The sequence below is a fragment of the Amycolatopsis coloradensis genome (assembly GCF_037997115.1).
Classification (GTDB): Bacteria; Actinomycetota; Actinomycetes; order Mycobacteriales; family Pseudonocardiaceae; genus Amycolatopsis; species Amycolatopsis coloradensis_A.
In genome coordinates this window covers 6483063-6500391 of record NZ_CP150484.1, presented here as the reverse complement: position 1 = coordinate 6500391, position 17329 = coordinate 6483063, and the positions used below count along the sequence as shown (strand labels likewise).

Here is a 17329-nt window from a genome sequence, read left to right as displayed (position 1 = left end):
ACCACTATTCCCGGTGGTCCGATGAAAGCGGAATGGTGGACTCCGGGTAACAGGCCGGATGGCGTATCGGCTGTTGGGTCGCCCGGCCGTTGACCGTTCTTCCTTGCCACTGCGGGAAAACCAAGCCGCTCAGCGGTCTGCGATTTATTCGGAACGCTAAATTTTCGCGAAGGTCTTCGCGTTTCGCAGGTCGGCGTTCCGCCATCCGGTTCCTGTGACCGGAAACCCTACCGTCGAGTATTGACGGGAAGCCTCGCCTGCGTTTAAGTACGCCCGGTAACCAAGTCACTCTTCCGTGTGTCGGAGGCTTCCTGTGGGTAGGTCGATTCTTGGTGCCCGGCTCGTCGGGGCCGTGCTCGATCTCCGTCCACATCGGACGGTCGTGTTCGAAGGCGGGCTGGACCGTCGACGGGCACTTCGTCCGCACCGCCGACGGCGAGATCCCCTGCACCCCGCACAGCCACTCCCCACGGAGGCGATCGTGACTTCCCGGCCCGGCACCGACGGCGGCGAGGCGCTGATCTCGGAGTTCCTCCGCACCGGCCGCGAAATGATCGCCGCGCAACGGGACGTCCTGCTCGGCTACCTCGGTACCGATCCCGAGGTGCTCGCCAAAGCAAGGACCGCGGCGGCGCCGGCGGATCTGATCTCCGGCGGCGGCACCGAACCGGCACTGCCCGCCGAGGAGCCGGACGCGGTCGTGGTGGCGCCGAAGCGCTACCTGATGCGGGAGTTCGACCTCGCCGACGCCCTCCCCGTCGACGAGGAGCTGGCCGGGCTGCGCTTCGCCGTCGTCGGTGAAGGCCAGGCCGCCGAGATGCTCACCGCCCGGCTCGCCGGGTACGGCGCCGAAACCGAACTGGTCCAGGGTGTACCGCGGCACGGCGCGGACGGCGTGTTCCATTTGTCACCGTCCTTCCCCGACGACTTCGCGCTGTATCAAGCGGTTCTGGCGGGCGGGCCGCGCTGGCTCATCGCGAACGGACCCGCCGACGGTGCCCGCGGCTTCTTCCGGACGGTGGCCAGGGAGTATCCGGACACGGTCGCCCGGGTGGTCGAGCAGCATCCCAAGTCTACTGTGGACGAACAGGTGGAGAGCCTGCTCGCGGAGTTGTCCGCCGGGGTCTGGGAGCCGGTCGTCGTCCGCCGCGACGGCGCGCGGCGCGGTCTGCGGATGGCCGAGGAAAGCCTCGGCAGCACGGGCGCCGGTCCGGCGGGTGACGGGACGGCCGAGGCCGAGGCGCTGGGGCTGGACCGGGATTCGGTCGTCCTCCTGATCGGCGGGGCCAAGGGCATCACCGCCCGGCTGGCCATCACGCTGGCCTCGGCGTCGCGCTGCCGCGTCGCCATCGCCCGCCCAGGACCGTGCGGTATCGACGTCGAGGCTGTCGAAGACCGCACGGACGCCGACCTCAACGAGGCGGAACGAGCACTGCTCGGTGCGCCGGAAGCTTTGTGGTCCACCAGATTCCGGGCCGCGAAGCAAGCCGTCGCGAAACGGCTCCGCACCGGCCCGCGCGCTTTCACCGTCGTCGGCGCGGACGACGGGCGGCTCACCGTCGCGGTGAGCGGTACCCGGTATCCGGTGTGGCACACCACGATCACCACACCGGCGGAGGATCACGTCGTGGCTTGGACGGAGAACGAAGAATGACCACTGAAACCGTGGCGGCCGGGCTCGCCGAGGCGAAGAACCGGCTCGCGAATGACAAGGTGATCGGCTGGATCGCCGAGAACCACGGCGCGGCGGCCTGAGTGGGCAGAGTCCTCTTCGTCACGCCGCCGCTGACCGGGCACGTGAACCCCGCGGTCGGGGTCGCGGCCGCCCTGACCGCGCGCGGGCACCAGGTCGCCTGGGCGGGGCGGCCGGAGATCATCCGGCGGCTCGCCGGCGACGGCGCCGACGTGTTCCCGTGCGCGGTCCCGCGCCGCCTGCCCGAGCGCGACGCGAGTCTCAAGGGACCGGCGGCGTTCCGGTTCCTGTGGGAGGAGTTCCTGATCCCGCTGGCCGAGGCGATGGCACCCGGCGTCCGCGCCGCGATCGGCCGGTTCCGCCCGCAGGTCGTGGTCGCCGACCAGCAGGCCATCGCGGGCGGCCTCGTCGCCGACGGGCTCGGCCTGCCGTGGATCACCTCCGCGACGACGTCCGCGGAGCTCGTCGACCGTCTGGCCGGGACGCCGAAGGTGGCGGCCTGGCTCGACGAACTCCTCGACGGTTTGCGCTCGCGGATCGACGGCGGCCCCGCCGACCCGAGGATGTCCCCGCACGGTGTGCTCGCCTTCACCACCCGCGAACTGCTCGGCCCGGCCACGGTGCCGCACCAGGTCCGGCTGGTCGGGCCGTCCATCGGCGGCCGCGCGCCCACCTGCGACTTCCCCTGGGACCGGCTCGACCCGGCGGTGCCGACCGTGTTCGTCACCCTCGGGACCACGAACGCCGACGCCGCGGGTGACTTCCTCCGCGCGGCGGCACGGGGGCTCTCTCGGATCGACGGGATCCGAACCGTCATCGCCGACCCCGGCCGAGCTGTGGGGCCGATGGGGGACACGGTGCTCGTGGTGCCCCACGTGCCCCAGATGGCAGTTCTGGCCCGCGTGGACGCCGTCGTCTGCCACGGCGGGTACAACACCGTCTGCGAAAGCCTGTGGCACGGGGTGCCGCTCGTGGTCGCGCCGATCCGGGACGACCAGCCGATCGTCGCCGGACAGGTCGTCGACGCGGGCGCCGGTGTCCGGCTGCGGTTCGGCCGCGCGAAACCGGACCGGATCGCGGCCGCGGTCACCAGGGTGCTGGACGATCCGGGGTACCGGTCGGCCGCCGAAAAGGTGGGTGCCTCGTTCCGTGCGGCGGGCGGGGCCGCCGCGGCGGCGGACCATCTGGAGGCTCTGCTCAGCGGCTGACGGGGACTTTCCGTGTCGCACGCGGTGAAGGGCGTTCACCTCATCAGACGCGGGCATGGTCCCCTTCGGCCTCTTGAAAAGCACGCGTGTAGGGACTCTCCTGGAGGGGTACCAGCCTTCAGAAGGTGCGTCCTCGTGCTGGGAGTCGTCATGACCGCGGTGAAGACATCGCTCCGACCGGAGGCCGTCCGTTTCGGCGGGCGGCGCCGGGCACCCAAAGGCAGCGTGTTCCTCAACATCGTCCGCACCACCGACCACAAGACGATCGGCGTGCTCTATCTGAGCACCTCGTTCGCGTTCTTCCTCATCGGCGGGTTCATGGCGCTGCTGATGCGCGGCGAACTGGGCAGGCCGGGGATGCAGTTCCTGTCGCAGGAGCAGTACAACCAGCTGTTCACCATGCACGGCCTGATCATGCTGCTGCTGTACGCGACACCGAACCTCTTCGCGTTCGCCAACTACATCCTGCCGCTGCAGATCGGGTCGCCGGACGTCGCCTTCCCGAGACTGAACGCGTTCTCCTACTGGCTGTATCTCTTCGGCGGGCTGATGACGCTCAGCGCGTTCCTCACGCCGAGCGGGGCGCCCGACTTCGGGTGGACGATGTACACGCCGCTGTCCAACGCCGCGCACACCCCGGGCGTCGGCGCCGACCTGGTGATCATGGGCCTGATCGTCTCCGGGCTCGGGACGATCCTCGGCGCGGTCAACATGGTCACCACGATCCTCTGCCTGCGCGCGCCCGGGATGACGATGTGGCGGTTGCCGCTGTTCACCTGGAACATCCTGTTCACCACGATCCTGATCCTGGCGGTCTTCCCGATCCTCACCGCCGCCCTGTTCGGGCTGGAGGCCGACCGGCGGCTCGGCGCGCACGTCTTCGATCCGGCCAACGGCGGGGCGATCCTGTTCCAGCACCTGTTCTGGTTCTTCGGCCATCCCGAGGTGTACATCGTCGCGTTGCCGTATTTCGGCATCATCACCGAGATCGTCCCGGTGTTCAGCCGGAAACCGCTCTTCGGCTACAAGCTCATGGTGTTCGCGACGATCGCGATCACCGCGCTGTCCTTCGCGGTGTGGGCGCACCACATGTTCGCCACCGGCGCGGTGCTGCTGCCGTTCTTCTCCATCATGACCTTCCTCATCGCGGTGCCGACCGGGATCAAGTTCTTCAACTGGATCGGCACCATGTGGAAGGGGCAGCTCACGTTCGAATCACCGATGCTGTGGTCGATCGGGTTCATGGTGACGTTCCTGCTCGGCGGGCTGACCGGGATCATCCTGGCCGCGCCACCGCTGGACTTCCACATCCACGACACCTATTTCGTGGTCGCGCACTTCCACTACGTGCTGTTCGGCACCATCGTGTTCGCCACGTTCGCCGGGATCTACTTCTGGTTCCCCAAGATGACCGGGCGGATGCTCGACGAGCGGCTCGCGAAGCTCCATTTCTGGACCACGTTCATCGGCTTCCACGCGACGTTCCTCGTCCAGCACTGGCTCGGCAACGAAGGAATGCCGCGCCGTTACGCCGACTACCTGAGCACCGACGGTTTCACGGTGCTGCACACCATTTCCACGATCGGCGCCTTCCTGCTCGGTGCTTCGGTGCTGCCGTTCCTGTGGAACGTCGTCCGCAGTTACCGGTTCGGGGAGGTCGTCGAAGTGGACGATCCGTGGGGCCACGGGAATTCCCTGGAATGGGCGACGACCTGTCCGCCGCCCCGGCACAACTTCTTCGACCTCCCGAGGATTCGGTCCGAACGCCCGGCGTTCGAACTCCACTACCCCCACATGATCCCCAGGCTGCGCGCCGAGGGGCATACGACCCCGTTCCAGCGTCGCGACCAGGCCACCCCTTCGGAAGTGGTGGCGGACAAGGCACTGAAGGACGACACCGCCCGACCGAGGGAATGAGGTACCGCGCATGATCCCCATGGATGTCGAAGGGATGGCAGTCCTGGCTCCGGAAGCGGCACCGGTGATGTTGCTGAGGGAGCGGGAGGGCGAACGCCGCTGGCTGGCGATCACGATCGGCGGCCCCGAGGCGAGCGCGGTGGCGCTCGCGCAGGAGCGGATCCGGCTGCCGCGGCCGGGCACGATCGAACTGATCGGCCAGGTGGTCGAGTCGTTCGGGCACCGGGTCACCGGGGTCCAGGTCACCGCGCTGCGGGACGGCATCTTCTTCGCCGACCTGGTGCTCGATTCCGGTATCCGCGTTTCTGCGCGGCCGAGTGACGCGGTCGCGATCGGGTTGCGCGCCGGGGTCGGGATCGAGGTGGCCGACGCGGTGCTGGAGGTCGCTTCCGTGCGGGTCGAGATCGTCGGAAGCGACCCGGACGCGGAACTGCCCGCGGTGCCGTCGGATCCGGTCGCGCAGGAACGGGCGGTCGAGGAGTTCCGGGAGGCGCTGGACAAGATCGCGCCGGAGGACTTCGGGGACCCGCCGCCTGATCCGCCCTCCCACCCGTGAGATGAAGGGGGCCTTTCCTGGCAAATTTTGCTAGGAAAGGCCCCTTCATCGCGGTTGAGTACTACTGCTTGGCCAGGCCCTGTTCGATCGCCTCGATGATGCGCGGCCGCATCTCGGCGGCGCTGATGATCGCGTCCACCGAACCGACCTTCACCGCACGCTCGATGCTGTGCACGCCGTCGAACTCGGCCGCGACCGCGCCCAGCTTCTCGGACCGCACCGACGACTGGAGCTCCGCCAGTTCCGCGGCCAGCGCGGCGCGTTCGGCACCGGTCGCCCCGCTGAGCTTCTCCGTCAGCGACCGCACCCGCGGGTCGGCCGCCGTCCGCGCGTTGACCTCACCCGCGAACACGACCGCCGCGGCGGGCGCGCCGCCGAGCACCGAGGCGAACGAGCCTTCCAGCGCCAGCACCGTCATGTTCGGGTTCAGCGCCTTCGAGAAGACCACGAACGCGCCGCCGTGGTAGCGCGAGATCACGGTGAACACGATCGGACCCTCGAAGTTGACGATCGCCCGGCCGATCTCCGCGCCGTACTCCAGCTGGAGCTTCCGCATCGACTCCGGCGAGCCGTCGAAGCCGGACAGGTTCGCCAGCACCACCAGCGGCCGGTTGCCGCTGGCCGCGTTGATCGCCCGCGCAGCCTTCTTCGACGACCGCGGGAACAGCGTGCCCGCGGTGTAGGTGTCGGGGCCGTCGGTGGGCGGGAAGCCGCGGCGCGGCACCGATCGTGACTCGATCCCGAGCAGGCAGACCGGCCGCCCGCCGAGGTGTACGTCCTGCACGGCCGCGGTCTCCGCGTCCGCCATGCCCGGCCAGCGCTCCAGTACCGGGTGGTCCTGGTCCGACAGCGCGCGCATCACGGTGCGGATGTCGAACGGCTTCTTGCGGTCGGGGTTGGCCTCCCGCGAGAAGATCTGGCCCACCGTGGTGAAGTCGCTGTCGACGGCCGCGTGCGGGAACGACGAGATGTCCCGGTCGATCGGGTCGTTCGTGACCGCTTTGCGGGGGCCGGACTCGCCCGGCGCCACGTAGGTGTGATCGTAGTGCGACATCAGCACGTCACGCGCCGCGGCGAGGTTCGGCGCCCAGTACTGCGCCTGGCCGTTCGGGCCCATCACGCGGTCGTAGCCGCCGATGCCGAAGTTGTCCTCCGCCGAGACGCCACCGGAGAAGTCGAGCGACTGCTTGCCGGTCAGCACCATCGCGGAATCCGGCGTCATCACCAGGATTCCCTTGGTGTGCATGAGCATCGTCGCTTCGGCGTTCCAGTACGGCTGGGCGCCGACGTTGATCCCGGCGACGACGATGTTGATCTCGCCGCCGTTCTGGGTGAAGTGCACGATCCGCTTCAGTGCGGCCGCGACCCAGTCCATGTTCTCGGTACCGGACTCCATCGAGATCCGGGCACCGGCCGACAGCGCGTACCACTCCAGTGGGACCTGGAGCCGTTCGGCGAGGTCCAGCGCCGCGATCACCCGCGAGCACTCCGGCTCCGACAGCGCGCCGAGCGCCTTCGTCGGGTCACCGAGCAGCACGACGCGCTTGACGCCGTCGGGGTGACGTTCGGTCGGCGTGGTGACCACACCGGCGACGATCGCCGCCTTGTTGCGGCCCTTCTTCCGGTCGACCGGGACGAGGGTGTTCGTGTCGTCCATGTCGTACTCGGTGAACGAACCGAGCATCTCGGTCAGCTCGTACGGGTACACCGTGTCGCGGCGACGGGCGCGCAGGACGTTCTGGCGGTAGTCGTCGAGCGGCAGGATCGGCTGGGTGGTGGGCTCGGACAGCGACATCTGCACGCCGCCGCTGACGTCGTAGCCGATCCGCACAGCGACCTCTTTGACCTCGCCGGTCGCGCGGTCGCGCTGCCTGCCGAGGAACTGGACCTCTTCGAGACCCGCGCCCGCCGTCGACGGCTGCACACGCTGCGCGACGGTGTCCAGCTCCTCACCGGTGAGCTCGCTGGTCGGCCACACGTACAGCATGATCCGGTTGGTGTCGAAGCGTTTCTTCGGCGGAAGCTTCGCCTGCACCTCGCGGATCGCGTCGAGGCAGCCCGCCAGCGTGCCCTCGACCGCGGGCAGCGCCAGCAGCTTGCCGTCGTTGTCCCGCAACGGGGTCAGGTCACGGACCTGGGCGAGCGCGACCAGCCGCTGATCCGCCGGGTTCATCGGCGAGACGCACTTGAACAGGTAGACGTCCTCGTCGCCCGAGGGCAACCGCGTGAGGTCGAAGTTCGCCAGCCGCTGCAACTGCATCCGCTGGGCGATCAGCGGATGCAGACCGCGGATCAGCCGCTCCTCGCTGAACCCGGTCGACGACGGGCGGAAGGTGAAGTGGTGGTGCATCACCGCGCCGCCGTGCCCGGCGACCGTCGTGGTGATCCGCCGGATCCGGCTCGGCAGCGACTCGGCCGTGAGGACCTCGCGCAGCCCGGCCGCCATCGTGTCGTCGTCGGCGGACTCGTCGTCCCAAGTCAGGTAGAGGTCCGCCTCGACGTCGGTGTCGGCGGGCAGCTGCGCGGCGAGGTCGGCGACCGCCTTGACCGCGCCGGGCAGACCGGCGCGGTCGACGGCGGTGGTGACCATGTGGAACCGCTCGTTCTCGTCGGCGTAGTCACCGGTGACGAAGGTGCAGCCGCCGACGGTCACCTGCTGGACACCGGTGAGCGCGCGGTTGCCGTAGTAGCGACGGCTCAGGACTTCCAGCAGCGGGCCGTGGTCGGTGCCGGGGCGGCCGATCCGCTGCCCGAGCAGGCGGACCAGCGGCTGCGCGCTGGCCAGCATGCTCGCGATCCGCTCGGCGCGGTCCGGCGAATCCGGGTGCAGGTCGAGGTGCCGCAGGTGTTTGCGGACCTCGCTGTACGCCTCGGCGCGGGTGCGGCGGAGCAGCGGCTGGGCGAACCAGCGGAACACCACGCTGCGCGCCAGGTCGCCGACCACCGGGAAACGGAGCTGAGTGGCGGCGATGAGCGCCTCCAGCGCCTTACCCGCCGGCTCCCGCATCGACTCGAACGGCTGCGGTTCGGTGAGCCACTGCCGCAGCAGCGCGGTGACGACCGCGACGTCGGACGAGGTCCGCTGCTGGGCGAGGAAGATCCGGAAGACCGCCTCTTCCAGCTCCGGCGTGCGCTCCAGGTCCTTGATGCCGTAGTGCGCGAGCACCTTCTTCAGCTTGTTCTGGAACGACTCCGAGAGCCCGGCGCGTTCGACGTCGAGGCTCTGCAGATAGGTGTGGAAGAACTCGCGGGAGCTGTGCACCCGGGTGTCCGTCTTGGCGTCCTCACGGGCCGGCTTGTTGCGCATCAGCTCGGAGAGGTCGGCGAATACCGTCAGCAGCTCGACCTCGCCCTCCAGCGGGCGGTCGCCGTTGCCCTCCAGTTCGGCACGGGCGGCGAGGTACGTGCTGAGCGTGCGGCGCTCGTCGTGCGGGTCGACGTCGAAGCCGAGCAGGAGACTGCGCAGATCCTGCTGTCCCCGCGTGATCCGCTGCGCCGCCGACGTTCCGTCCGGTTCGGCGGGCAGCTCGATCTCGACACTGCCCGCGTCCTCGGCGACCTCCGCGCCTTCCTCCGCCAGCGGCTCGAGCCGCAGCAGGGGAGCGCCGGTCTCGACCTGGCTGCCGACCGAGACGACGCACTCACGCAGCTTCGCGCGGAAGGGCGCGCGAAGCACCGTCTCCATCTTCATGCTCTCCAGCACCAGCACGGGCGCGCCGGCCTCGACCTCCGCGCCGACCTCCAGCGGTGTCGCGACGACGAGCGCGGGCGCGGGCGAGCGGACGACGCCGCCCTCGTCCCGGCTGACGCGGTGGGTGACGCCGTCGACCTCGACCAGGTGGATCGGCCCGTGCGTGCCGGTGACCAGGCGGAACCGGGTGCCGTTGACGGTGATCTGGCCGGTGTGCTCGTCGAACCGGTCGACCTCGACGTCGGCGGGGTGGATGTCGCCGCCGCCCGCCGAGACACCGACGCGGAACCGGCGGTGGCCGATCCGGGCGACGCTGACGCGGTACGCGGCGCCGCGCAGTTTGAGGTCGAGCGGACGGCCGCTCTCGTGCTGGACCTGCGGGCGGCCACCGTGCGCGGTGGAGAGAAGCCGTTGGCGCTCAACGGCTTCCTCGTCCTCGTATGCCTCGATCGCGGCGGCCGCGAGCGCGATCGCCGAGTGGCGGTGGGTGACGAGCTTGCCTTCGCCGCGGACGCGGTCGATCCAGCCGGTGTCGGCGCTGCCGTCGATCACCTCGGGCTGGTCGAGCAGGTCGAGGACGAAGCTCTTGTTGGTGGCGCCGCCCTCGATGATGACCGTGGTCTGGGCCATCGCGCGGCGCAGACGGCCGAGCGCCTCGTCACGGTCGCGGCCGTAGGCGATGATCTTCGCGATCATCGAGTCGAAGTCGGCCGGGATCGTGTCGCCTTCGCTGACCCCGGTGTCGACGCGGATACCGGGGCCGGCGGGCAGGTCCAGGCGCGCGATGCGGCCGGGCGACGGTGCGAAGTCGCGGTCCGGGTCCTCGGCGTTGAGCCGCGCCTCGACGGCGTGACCGAATTCGGCGGGCTGGACGCCTTCGAGCTTGCCGCCGGAAGCGACGTGCAGCTGGGCCTTCACCAGGTCCATGCCGGTGGTCAGCTCGGTGATCGGGTGCTCGACCTGCAGGCGGGTGTTGACCTCGAGGAACGCGAACAGCTTGTCGCCGGGGTGGTAGAGGAACTCAACCGTGCCGGCGCCGCGGTAGCCGACCGCGAGCGCGAGCCGCTCGGCGGACCGCTTGAGCTCGTCGGCCTGCTCGGGGGCCAGCACCGGGGAGGCGGACTCCTCGATGATCTTCTGGTTGCGGCGCTGCACCGAACAGTCGCGGACGCCGAGCGCCCACGCGATGCCCTGGCCGTCGGCGATGACCTGGACCTCGACGTGCCGGGCGCCGGTGACCAGGCGCTCCAGGAAGACGACGCCGCTGCCGAAGGCTCGCTCGGCCTCCAGGCTGGTGCGCTCGTAGGCGTCCTTGAGCTCGTCGGCGGAGGTGATGACGCGGATACCGCGGCCGCCGCCGCCCGCGGTCGCCTTGAGCATCAGCGGGTAGCCGATCTCGTCGGCGGCCTTGATGGCGGCGTCGAGATCCGCGACGGCGCCGCGGCTCCACGGAGCGACCGGGACGCCGACCTCTTCGGCGATCAGCTTCGCGCCGATCTTGTCGCCGAGCTTGCGCATGGCGTCCGCGCTCGGCCCGATGAAGGTGACGCCCAGCCGCTCACACAGCTCGGCGAAGGCCGGATCCTCGGCCACGAAACCCCAGCCGACCCAGGCCGCGTCGGCCCCGGTCTCGGTCAGCGCCCGCTCCAGCACGGCGAAATCCAGATAGGGGCGCGCCGACGCGGGGCCGAGGTTGTAGCTGATGTCGGCTTCCCGCACGAACGTCGCCGACCGGTCCGCGTCCGTGAAGAGCGCGACGGTCTCGATCCGCCGTCCGGTCTCCGCCGAAAGCTCGCGGACGGCGTGGATGAGCCGCATCGCGGCTTCTCCGCGGTTGACGATGGCGACACGACTGAACACCGACTGAGCCTCCCAAGTACGCGACACAACAGCTGACGTCCCGCCGGATCACGCGCGGGACAGTCTCCTGTACCTGTCTAACAGCCTGCCTCTTACCGGCCGGTACGAGAATGTCGCCGGTGGCGCATGCCGAGGGCCGGGTCTTGTAGGAACCCGCCAAAAAGTGTCCTGGAACACCTAGTCGAGGGGCCTGATGACGTGACGAAGTGGACAACTGGGGGTTCGGCTTGGTAGCCGGGTTCGCGAGGTGTCATCCGGTGTTCACGCCGGTTTCATCGAGGTGGCTCGGGGCTTGTTCCGTCCGGTGTGGCGAGGGTGGCCGTTTTCGGCGACAGCCGGGACTGGGGTGCTCGGCTGTTGGGGCGTGGCGAGTGGCTCTGGGGTGTCGTGGTCGGTTTTCGACGACGCTCCGATCGGGTGGTGAGTCGGGAGTACGTGCGAGACGGTGCGTCGCCAGGCGTTGGTGACTGCAGTGCGCCCTCGATCGGGCTGTGGCCGTTTTCGGCGACGGCTGGGGACGGTGGATGTCGGGCGCGCGGCTAGGGCGGCGGACGTTTGCGGCATCGGCGGGCGTAGCCACGGACTGCGAGATGTCATTGCATAGGGGCTACGCGGGGGTCCCCGTAGCCGAAATCCGGCAACGACCGGGGCTTGGCTCCGCGAGTGCATCACCCGTGGTCGTTTTTCGGCGACGGTTCAGAAGGGTGGTTTCTCGACGCGGGGTTCGTGTAGTGGGGGTGGTGTGCTGTCGTAGCTGTGTCCGGTGGGGGTGGTGATGGTGAGGGTGCCGTCGGCGGTTAGGTGGTAGGTCCAGCCGGGTTCGTCTTTGAGGCGGTGGTCGCGGCGACACAGGTCGACCAGCTCAGTATCGGCAGTGTGGCCACCGTGCTGCCACGGCACGGAATGGTCGAGATCGCAGGCCTGGGCGACACGGTGACAACCGGGTCTTCGGCATTCCCGGTCCCGGACCCGCACGAACTCGTCCAGCCCGGCGGTGGGCCGGTACCGGTCCCGGCCGAGGTCGAGGACTTGCCCTGAGAGGGGGTCGGTGATGATCCGCCGCAGCACGGTGTCCGGGCCGGACGCGATCTGCCGGGCCAGCGGCGCCGGGATGTGCCCGTGCCCGGCCAGCTCGGCCGGATCCTCGTTCACCCCCAGATAGGTGTTCAAGTCCATGTAGAGGAAGACCTCGCACCGTTCGGTCTTGCCGCCTTGGCCGCCCAGCAGGAGATCCAAGGCGACGTCGGCGCGGAGTTGGTCCAGGGTGCGGGTCTCGCCACCGGTCTTGAGCGCGCGTGCCTCGCGGTCGATCCGGGTGTAGGCGGCGGTGACCTTCTCGACGGGCCCGTCTTCGATCTCGATCGAGGCGACCCCGGTCTCGCCGTGCCGGATCGACAACCGGCGCCCGGCGCGGTGCCGCTCCGCGCGTCGGGCGGCGCCGTCACGGTCGGCCATCACCGCCGCATGGTTGGCCGCTTTCCGGATCTGGTCGGAGTTCCGGCCGGGCAGCCGGTCTTCCAGCACCGCGTCCACCGCACGCGCGTCGTCGTCGGACAGCCACGCGGTGACGGTGGCGACTTTCATCGCCCCGTAGCCGCCCACCTGTCCGCGGTCCAGCAGCCCCAGTGTTCGGGGCAGGCGGGTGGTCAACGCCGCCGCCGTCGACACCAGACCGGCCGCGTGACCATCCACAACGGACAGCGCGAACGCGACCTCCTGCACCACACTCGACACCCCGCCACGGTGCCGGTTCAGCTGCGCGAGCGCACGGAACCGGACCGCCTCCAACCGTGCGATCCCTTCCGATGCCGCGACAGCGGCGTCGACAGTATCGCCGTCCTCCAACGAATCCAGTGCGGCATTGACCTCCTTCAACACATCAGACGAGGTGATTTCCTTCAAGAGCGCCACAGCGGCGTTGCGGGTATCCACACACAGAAGCTACAACCGGCCAACGACAGTTTCCGACCTTGAGACATTTTCCGTTACACGGCAACAGAACCGTCAGATTCTGCGTGATTTCGCCGAGTAGTGGCAGGGCTTCTCCTGGAGGCCGACAGCGACGGAGTCGGCCAGTGCGAGATTGACAGGTTTCGCATCCCTCGGCGCCATGGTCCGTCGCCGTTTTCCGGCAACGGCCCGATCAGTAGTAATGCCGCAACTCGCCCCACAGTGACGACCAAGGCCGGGAAGTCCTCGCACACAGGGAAATTCGCACTCCCTGCTCCTCGTTCTCCACTCCGAGACCATTGTCGTGCACAGCCGCCTCGTGGCACCGGTGAACCACGCAGGAAGATACGGCCCCACAACGACCACAGGGCCTGCGGCGTTAGCAGGAGGGCCCCAGTCCTCATAGGACATATGCCCCGAGTGGACCGCGGGAAGCCCGTAGTGCTCCAAAGCCCCGGCTTGTCCGTAGTTCCGCGTGAAGATCAGCGCGGTCGAGCGCTGTTCCGCCGGGATCCGCTCCCAAACCCGGGCGACCGAAGAAGCCAGCTCTCGCCACCCGACTTGCTCGCCTTGCCCCTTGTTCACCGCCAGGACCGGCGCCAGCGCGGACGGCGGCAAAAGAGGCAGCCCGACGACGAGAGACACCACCGCACCCACGAAAGCCAGGGCGACAGCGAGGGGGCGGCGCCGAGTAGTACGGATTTCCGCCCAGCGCCAGCAAGATCACGCACAGCACCGGATAGGCCGGCGCCAGGGAGCGGGCCCAGTGGAGGTCAGGATCGCGCCACAGCCTGAGTCCGCCGGCGATCCAGACCGGCACGGCCACGGGGGAGAGATACAGCAACTGCATCGGCACGAACAGGATCCGGTTCTCCGCACCGTCGTCCTCGCTGATGCCGGAAGCCACGGTCGGCAAAGGGAAATCGTGCGCGGCCTGCCAGATCAGGCCGGGCGCCGCCAGGACGAGCGCGAGCAGGATCCCGGCGGTGAGCCAGCCGGTGTGGAACACCGTCCGCAGGCCGACGGCGAGTACCGCCAGACCGATCGAGGCGACTATCAGCAGGACGAGCCACTTGACCTCCAGCCCGATGCCGACGACGGCGCCGATCGCGAGCCACGACGAACGCCGCAAGCGCGGTCATCGCGGCGGTGAGCACCTGCGCGCCGCGGCCGCCGCCGAACTCGCGGGCGACCAGTGCCGGCAGGATCACCGTCGCGGCGGCGCACAGCGTCGCGACCACGCGCAGGCCGGCGGGAGTGGCGCCGAAGACGGTCGGTGGAGATCCTGCGCAAGCAAGGGCGTCAGCGACGGCTGATCGACATACCCCGGTCGAGCCGTTTCCCGGCGGCGAGAAAGTACAGCTCGTCCCGATGGAAGCCGTACCGGCCGGACACCAGTGTCAGCACCAGGACCTGGATCTCGACCACCAGACCGACCGGACCCCCGAGCGAATCGCTCCATCGCGCCTCCCCGGACGAGGGGAGACTACTGCGCGGGCGGAGCCAATTCGACCCTGTTGCGGCCGCCTTGTTTCGCGCGGTAGAGCGCCATGTCGGTGGCGACGAGCAGGTCGTCGACGCTGGTGATGTTGGCCGCCGGATACAGCGCCCCGCCGATCGACACCGTCAGATCGGTCAGCACAGTGTCGCGATCGGGCAGCGCGACCGACACCACCGCCACCTGGTGCCGGATCCGTTCGGCCACGTGGAGCAGCGTCTCCTCGCCGTGGATGTCCGGGATGACGATCGCGAACTCCTCGCCGCCCCACCGCCCGCAGACGTCCTGTTCGCGGATCTCGGCGCGCAGTGCGTCGCCGACGGCGCGCAGGACGAGGTCGCCGTTGGGATGGCCGTAGGTGTCGTTGATCGTCTTGAAATTGTCGAGGTCGAGGAACAGCACGCCGAGTTTGCGTCCGGCACGCGTCCGGCCCAGCTCCTCTTCGGCCAGTTGACGCCAGCGGCGTTTCGTGACGAGACCGGTGGTGGCGTCGGTGTGCGCGTCGCGCCGGTACTGCGTCAGCAGGAGCCCGCGGTGCAGCGCGACCAGCGCGATGACGACCCCGACCAGCACGAGCGGGTTGGCCTGCACGAGGACGACGGCCGTCACGAGACCGAGGCCGAGCGCGCCCGCCTCGAGGATCTGGTCGCCGAACCCGGAGAACAGTTCGCTGATCGACTTCGGCGGCGACGAGAGCGCGATCGCGATCATCACCAGCGCGGTGTTGATCGCCCACCGCAAGGCCGCGGCCACGATGATGACGGCGAGGTCGCCCAGCCCGGCGAGCAGCCCGGAATCGGGCGCACCGGGGTAGTGGCGCATGCCGAGGCTGAGGACGACGACGGCGGCTTGCGTGCCACAGAGGACCGTCGCGGCGGAGAAGATCCACCGATGGGGGAGAACCGGCCGTTGGTGTGGCCAGATCCGCAGCCATGCGATGGTGTAGGTCACCACGACCATCGCGGCGGCGAGCACCGGCGGCAGCGCGATGACGGCGGCGACACTCCACACCGCCTTGGTGTCGACGTAGGCGACCGACGGTGCTCTGTCGTACTCCCGTTGGCGTTCGATCTGCCGGGTGCCCTCGATCGCGATGGCCGCGCACAGCGTCAAGACGCCGAATCGGACCAGGTCGGTACCGGTCACCGGGATCAGCCAAGCCGTGGCGGCGGTCGAGAGGATTGCGATGAGATTCACGACCAGGACGTAGGAACGCACAGGTCGCGGCAGGCTCCACAGGTGCCAGGCCCTGAGTCGCCGCCGCGCGCCGCCGAGTCGTCCGTCCACGCACCCTCTTCCGTCGGTGATCTACACCGTAATCGAACCGGGACGGCGACGACCCTCGTTGTCCGGACGATAGGACCGGCGGCGCCGAATTCCCCCGGACAGCCCAACCGAAACGAGGGAGGTGCACCGATGCAGGACAACAACTGGTGAGTGTTTTGCCGGATAGATCGCTATTTCGAGGGAGGTGAACGACATGCGTGACAACAACTGGACGTGAGTGATCTCGCCCACGAGCGCGCGGCTTCGCGAAGGGAGGTGAACGTAGTGCGTGACAATAACTGGACGACCCGTCGTGACAACAACTGGACGTGATGTGTCAGGAACCGTGCTCGCCAACGGGTGTCGTCCCGCCGACCGGCCCCACGGGATCTTCGGATTCCGCCAGGCCGCGGCGGGACGACACCGCCCGTGACCAGCCCACCCCGGCGACAGCGGCGACCACCACACCCGCGGCCGCCGCGACGGTGACCACGGTGGTCGGCGCGACGACCTGGGCCAGCAGCCCAGCCGCCGCGATCCCCGCCGCCTGAGCCGCCCGCAACGCCGCGATCGCGACCCCGATCACCTGACCGCGATGGGCAGGCGGCGCGGCCAGGCTGTACTGCGTCTGCGTGATCATGTCGTGCGCGGAGAACACACCCGAGATCGTCCACAGCACGACGATGGTGACCAGGCCCGGAGCCCAGCCGGTCGGGATCAGCACCAGGCTGCTCGCCACCGCCAGCGCGCCCAGCACCCGGATCTGCCGCTCGCGCGGGACGCGGCTCAGCAGGATGCCGCCGAGCACCGAACCGACCGGGTTCGCGGCCAGCAACCACGGCAACGCGCCCGCGCCGCCCAGTTCGGCGGCCACCGGGACGGCGAGGCCCTCGGGCACGACGTAGAAACCGCAGCAGCAGGCGATGAGCAGCAGCCAGCGCAGCTTGCGGTCGCGTGCCACCAGACGGCAGCCCGCGATCAGGGACGGGCGTTCGTGGTGGGCGGGTGCCGAGGGTGGGAATCGTTCGAGCCCGAAGCGGAGCATGAGCGCCGACAGCGCGAACGTTCCCGCGTCGATCAGCAGCGCGCCCGGCACGCCGAGGCCGGTGACGACGGCGGCCCCCGCGCCGAAGCCCACCACGAGCCCGGCCTGGTACGTGGACGAAATGACGGCCTGGCCGACGACCAGCCGGTCCGGATCGAGCAGATCCGGCAGCATCGCCTGCCGGGCCGCGTGGAACGGCCCGGCCATGAGCTGCACGAGGAACAACAGCGCGGCCGCGACGGGCAGCGGGAGCCCGGGCACTGCCATCAGCGCGATCAGGACGGCGCGGCCGACGTCGGTCACCACCATCACGGTGCGTCGTGAGAACCGGTCCGCGATGCCGCCCAGCGCGCCACCGAGGAGATCGGGCACGAAGGTCAGCGCGTACGCCGCCGAGGCCCACCCTGCCGACGACGTCCGGTCGAACACCAGCACCGTGAGCGCGACCCTGGCCAGCTGGTCGCCGGCGACCGAGAGCAGATGCGCGAGCCAGATCCGGCGGAATCCGGCGACCGCGAAAACACTGCGGAACGACGCCGCTCGGGCTGGCATGCGCTTCAGGCTGTCGTGAATCGGCCACCCGGCGCAACCCTCGAGAAAAATCCGTCCGCCGTGTCGAACCGATGCGTGCCCGTTCGACGTGTG

General features: G+C 69.4%; 10 protein-coding genes. 4 read left to right on the top strand and 6 right to left on the bottom strand.

Annotation, left to right across the window (positions count from 1 at the left end; genetic code table 11):
- The first annotated feature begins 481 nt into the window (after positions 1 to 481).
- The 4 genes from LCL61_RS30450 (at position 482) to LCL61_RS30435 (ending at position 5374) form a co-directional block, all read left to right on the top strand.
- Positions 482 to 1654, top strand: coding sequence for a hypothetical protein (locus LCL61_RS30450; RefSeq protein WP_340682949.1), 1173 nt, complete (start codon positions 482 to 484; stop codon positions 1652 to 1654).
- A 101-nt stretch (positions 1655 to 1755) separates the two neighbouring features.
- Entirely contained in the window at positions 1756 to 2901 is a 1146-nt protein-coding gene (locus tag LCL61_RS30445) for a glycosyltransferase (protein WP_340682948.1), read from the top strand.
- A 150-nt stretch (positions 2902 to 3051) separates the two neighbouring features.
- Positions 3052 to 4818, top strand: coding sequence for a cytochrome c oxidase subunit I (gene ctaD / locus LCL61_RS30440; protein ID WP_425342071.1), 1767 nt, complete (start codon positions 3052 to 3054; stop codon positions 4816 to 4818).
- Between the two features lie 10 nt (positions 4819 to 4828).
- Positions 4829 to 5374 carry a bifunctional nuclease family protein gene (locus LCL61_RS30435; protein WP_340682946.1) on the top strand — a complete coding sequence of 182 codons (546 nt, stop codon included), beginning with the start codon at positions 4829 to 4831 and terminating at the stop codon, positions 5372 to 5374.
- 61 nt (positions 5375 to 5435) lie between these two features.
- Here the strand turns inward: LCL61_RS30435 and LCL61_RS30430 are convergent, their stop codons facing one another.
- The 6 genes from LCL61_RS30430 to LCL61_RS30405 form a co-directional block, all read right to left on the bottom strand.
- Positions 5436 to 10925 carry a carboxyl transferase domain-containing protein gene (locus LCL61_RS30430; RefSeq protein ID WP_340682945.1) on the bottom strand — a complete coding sequence of 1830 codons (5490 nt, stop codon included), beginning with the start codon at positions 10923 to 10925 and terminating at the stop codon, positions 5436 to 5438.
- 696 nt (positions 10926 to 11621) lie between these two features.
- The gene (locus LCL61_RS30425; protein WP_340682944.1) at positions 11622 to 12800 is read right to left on the bottom strand and encodes an HNH endonuclease signature motif containing protein; all 1179 of its coding nucleotides are present in this window, start codon (positions 12798 to 12800) and stop codon (positions 11622 to 11624) included.
- A gap of 475 nt (positions 12801 to 13275) precedes the next feature.
- On the bottom strand, positions 13276 to 14007 hold the full coding sequence (locus tag LCL61_RS30420; protein WP_340682943.1) for a hypothetical protein: 732 nt from the start codon (positions 14005 to 14007) through the stop codon (positions 13276 to 13278).
- 170 nt (positions 14008 to 14177) lie between these two features.
- A complete protein-coding gene (locus tag LCL61_RS30415) occupies positions 14178 to 14303 on the bottom strand; it encodes a hypothetical protein (protein WP_340682942.1) in 126 nt (41 codons plus the stop codon).
- A 58-nt stretch (positions 14304 to 14361) separates the two neighbouring features.
- Positions 14362 to 15591, bottom strand: a complete 1230-nt coding sequence (locus LCL61_RS30410) for a GGDEF domain-containing protein (RefSeq protein WP_340688713.1) — start codon at positions 15589 to 15591, stop codon at positions 14362 to 14364.
- A gap of 385 nt (positions 15592 to 15976) precedes the next feature.
- Positions 15977 to 17236 (bottom strand): MFS transporter, encoded by a 1260-nt coding sequence (locus tag LCL61_RS30405; RefSeq protein WP_340682941.1) that lies wholly within the window; start codon positions 17234 to 17236, stop codon positions 15977 to 15979.
- Between the last annotated feature and the right edge of the window lie 93 nt (positions 17237 to 17329).